This window comes from Streptomyces sp. NPDC012510, from assembly GCF_042955065.1.
Taxonomy (GTDB): Bacteria; Actinomycetota; Actinomycetes; order Streptomycetales; family Streptomycetaceae; genus Streptomyces.
In genome coordinates this window covers 1-4,120 of record NZ_JBIBEN010000061.1, presented here as the reverse complement: position 1 = coordinate 4,120, position 4,120 = coordinate 1, and the positions used below count along the sequence as shown (strand labels likewise).

The following is a 4,120-nucleotide window of genomic DNA, read 5'->3' as shown; positions in this document are numbered from 1 at the left end:
GTCGAGGCGTCGATGTCGTCCCCGGCCTCGCTGCTGCACTGGACCCGACGCATGATCGAGATCCGCAAGCAGAACCCGGCGTTCGGCCTCGGGTCCTATGCGGAACTGCCCTCGTCCAACCCAGCGGTGCTTGCGTATCTCCGGGAGTTCAAGGACGACCTGGTGCTGTGCGTGAACAACTTCTCCCGGTTCGCACAGCCCACCGAACTGGACCTGCACGCCTACGAAGGACGCCACCCCGTCGAACTCATCGGCGGTGTCCGCTTCCCCGCCATCGGTGAACTGCCGTATCTGCTCACCCTCGCGGGCCACGGCTTCTACTGGTTCCGTCTCTCCCGAGTCCTCTCCCGCGCTGCCCGAGGGCGTTGAAGCGTGGGCCGGCGAAAGGACGCGTCACCATGCCGAAGACCGCATCCGCATTGCTCCGGCCGAGCTGCGAAGGGGTCGCCGCCGACCTCATGACCTCGCTCGCCGGACTGCTGCGCGAGTGGCTGCCGAGGCAGCGCTGGTTCGCCGGCAAGGACCGGCCGGTCACGGACCTCGCCCTGCTGTCGACGACCGAGCTGTACCCGGGTTGTCTGCATCTGCTGGTCCACACCGGTCAGCCGGGCCACACCGCTCACCGGGGAGTCCCCATGCCCCACGGTGCCCCGCCGGCCGGCGACTGCTACCAGCTCCTGCTCGGCGTACGCGACAGTCCGGTGCCGCGCCTCGGCCGGGCCCTCATCGGACAGGCGGACGAGGGTCCGCTGGCAGGTCTGACGGTGTACGACGCGTTGTACGACCCCCGCTCGGCCCAGTTGCTCCTGGAGCGGCTGCGGCATCCGGGCAGTGCGGGCCCCCTGTGTTTCGAGGCGGACCCGTCGGCGCGGGTTCCGGCGGGGCTGGCGCCGCGGCTGCTCGACGCCGAACAGTCCAACTCATCGCTGGTGTACGGGGACGCGTTCATCCTGAAGGTCTTCCGGCGCATCCAGCCGGGTGTGAACCCCGATCTGGAGGTGCCGGGGGCGCTGGCCGGGCAGGGGTGCGGTCGGGTGCCCGCGCCGGTGGCGTGGTTCGGGACCACCGATCCGTTCCCGGCGACGCTCGGTGTGCTGCAGCCGTTCCTGCCCGACGCGTCCGACGGCTGGACGCTGGCGCTCGGCGCGCTCGCCACGGGGCACGACTTCACGGCCGAGGCCCGCGAGCTGGGGCGGGCGACGGCCGACGTGCACCTGGCCCTGGCCTCGGCATTCCCCGCCGGAGCCCATGACGAGAACGGGCGGACGGCGGCCGCGATGACCGAGCGGCTGGACGCCGCCGCACGCTGCGTACCGGCGCTCCGGCGCTTCGTCCCCGGTCTGCGCACCGCCTTCCGCGCCCTCCTCTCCTGCGATGTCGGGCCGCCCGCCCAGCGGATCCACGGTGATCTGCATCTGGGGCAGGTGCTGCGGGCCGGCCGGGAGTGGTTCGTCATCGACTTCGAGGGTGAGCCGTCCCGTCCGCTCGCCGAGCGGTGCGGCACGCAGTCCCCGGTGCGGGACATCGCCGGGATGCTGCGCTCCTTCGACTACGCCGCCCGGCAGCGCCGCCCCTGGCGCCCGGAGTGGGCGCGCCGCTGCCGGGAGGCCTTCTGCGCCGGCTACGCCGCGCGCGCCGGCTGGGACCCGCGCACGAAGCACGGGCTGCTGCGCGCCTACGAGACGGACCGGGCCGTGTACGAGGTCCTCTACGAGGCCCGGCACCGCCCCGACTGGCTCCCCGTACCGATGGCGGCGATCGAGCGTCTCGCCGTGAGAGGAGACTGAAGCCGTGGCCCTGCGCGACACCAGATCCCGCGAGATCACCGGACCACCCCGGCGTGGACCCCGGCTGACCGTGGCCGCCCCTCCCCTGCCACCCGACGACCGTGCGCGGCTGCTGTCCGGCGCCCACCACGACCCGCACGCCCTGCTCGGCGCCCACCCCGTGCCGGGCGGGATCGCCGTACGGGCCCTGCGTCCGTACGCCCATGCCGTGAGCGTCGTGGTCGACGGCGAGCGCACGTACCTCGCCTCGGAGGGCGACGGCCTGTTCTCCGTCCTCCTGCCCCTCGACGCCGTTCCCGCGTACACGCTGTTCGTGTCGTACGAGGACGTGGACCACGAGATCCACGACCCGTACCGCTTCCTGCCCTCGCTCGGTGAGCTGGATCTGCATCTGATCCGGGAGGGGCGGCACGAGCAGCTGTGGAAGGCGCTGGGGGCCGAGCCGATGACCCATCAGGGCGTCACCGGTACCCGCTTCACGGTGTGGGCGCCGAACGCCCGGGGTGTGCGGGTCGCCGGGGACTTCGCCTGCTGGGACGGGACCGCGTTCCCGATGCGGTCCCTCGGTGCGTCCGGGGTCTGGGAGCTGTTCCTGCCGGGGGTGGGCGAAGGTGCCCGCTACAAGTTCGAGATCACCTCCCGCCACGGCCACCGCTTCCTCAAGGCCGACCCGATGGCCCGCGCCGCGGAGGTGCCGCCCGCGACGGCGTCCGTCGTCCACGCCTCGCACTACGAGTGGGGCGACGCGCAGTGGATGGCGAGACGCGGCGACACCCCGGTGCACGAGGCCCCGTTCTCCGTCTACGAGGTCCACCTCCCCTCCTGGCGACCGGGCCTGACATATCGTCAGCTTGCTGATGTGCTGCCGGGGTACGTCTCCGACCTCGGCTTCACGCACGTCGAGTTCATGCCGGTCGCCCAGCATCCGTTCAGCGGTTCCTGGGGCTACCAGATCACCGGGTTCTACGCCCCCACGGCCCGCCTCGGCACCCCCGACGACTTCAAGCACCTCGTCGACGCCCTGCACCGGGCCGGGATCGGTGTGATCATGGACTGGGTCCCCGCCCACTTCCCCAAGGACGACTGGGCGCTCGGCCGCTTCGACGGGGAGCCTTTGTACGAGCCGGGAGACGCACTGCGGGCCGAGCATCCGGACTGGGGCACGTTCGAGTTCGACTACGGCCGCACCGAGGTGCGCAACTTCCTGGTGGCCAACGCCGTCTACTGGTGCGAGGAGTTCCATGTGGACGGGCTGCGGGTGGACGCGGTCGCGTCGATGCTCTACCTCGACTACTCGCGGGAATCGGGCCGGTGGTCCCCCAATGTGTTCGGCGGGCGCGAGAACCTGGACGCGGTCGCGTTCCTGCAGGAGATGAACGCGACGGTGTACCGGCGGGCGCCGGGGGTCGTGACCATCGCGGAGGAGTCCACCGCCTGGGACGGTGTGACCCGCCCGACGGACAGCGGTGGCCTGGGCTTCGGGCTGAAGTGGAACATGGGCTGGATGCACGACTCACTGGGCTATGTCGAGCACGAGCCGGTGCACCGCAAGTACCACCACAACGAGATGACGTTCTCGATGATGTACGCGTACAGCGAGAACTATGTGCTGCCGATCTCCCACGACGAGGTCGTGCACGGCAAGCGGGCGTTGGTGTCGAAGATGCCGGGCGACTGGTGGCAGCGGCGCGCCGACCACCGGGCGTATCTGGGCTTCATGTGGGCGCATCCCGGCAAGCAACTCCTCTTCATGGGGCAGGAGTTCGCCCAGGGCGGGGAGTGGGAGGAGGAGTACGGACCGGAGTGGTGGCTGCTCGATCCCGCGTACGGCGCCGAGGCCGACCACCGGGGTGTGCGCGACCTGGTCCGCGACCTCAACACGGTCTACCGCCGCACCCCCGCCCTCTGGCAGCGGGACAGTGATCCGGCCGGCTTCCAGTGGGTGGCCGGGGACGCCGCCGAGGACAACGTCTTCGCGTTCCTGCGGTACGACGCGGACGGCACGCCTCTGCTGGCCGTCTCCCACTTCAGTCCCGTGGTCCGTGAGGACTACCGCCTCGGGGTGCCCGAGGACGTCCCGGTGTGGCACGAGGTCCTGAACACGGACGCCGCCCGCTACGGCGGCGGCGACGTGACGACCTCCGACCCGGTGAAGACCGAGCCCCACCCCCACGCCGGCCGCCCGGCCAGTGTCCGCCTCACTCTGCCCCCACTGGCCACTGTCTGGTTCCGCCCTGCCTAGGGTCTGTTGCGGAAGTGCTGGTCACAGCCACTCGTTAATGGCTGCGACCAGCACGGTCGCTTCGAAGCGGACGGCGAGCTTGTCGTAACGA

3 protein-coding genes are annotated in these 4,120 nt (G+C 71.0%); all 3 read left to right on the top strand.

Translation table 11 applies throughout. The features are described 5' to 3' along the window. A partial coding sequence (locus tag ACFY9I_RS42195; protein WP_391012765.1) for an alpha-glucosidase C-terminal domain-containing protein occupies window positions 1-369 on the top strand: 369 nt, incomplete at its 5' end. 29 nt (window positions 370-398) lie between these two features. Beyond that, the gene (locus ACFY9I_RS42190) at window positions 399-1,787 is read left to right on the top strand and encodes a maltokinase (RefSeq protein ID WP_391012762.1); all 1,389 of its coding nucleotides are present in this window, start codon (window positions 399-401) and stop codon (window positions 1,785-1,787) included. Between the two features lie 4 nt (window positions 1,788-1,791). Next, entirely contained in the window at window positions 1,792-4,029 is a 2,238-nt protein-coding gene (glgB, locus tag ACFY9I_RS42185; protein WP_391012759.1) for a 1,4-alpha-glucan branching enzyme, read from the top strand. The last annotated feature ends 91 nt before the right edge of the window (window positions 4,030-4,120 follow it).

Excerpts from the sequence above, each read along its gene's own strand:
- ACFY9I_RS42190 (WP_391012762.1), top strand. The coding sequence starts at position 399 with ATGCCGAAGACCGCATCCGCATTGCTCCGGCCGAGCTGCGAAGGGGTC.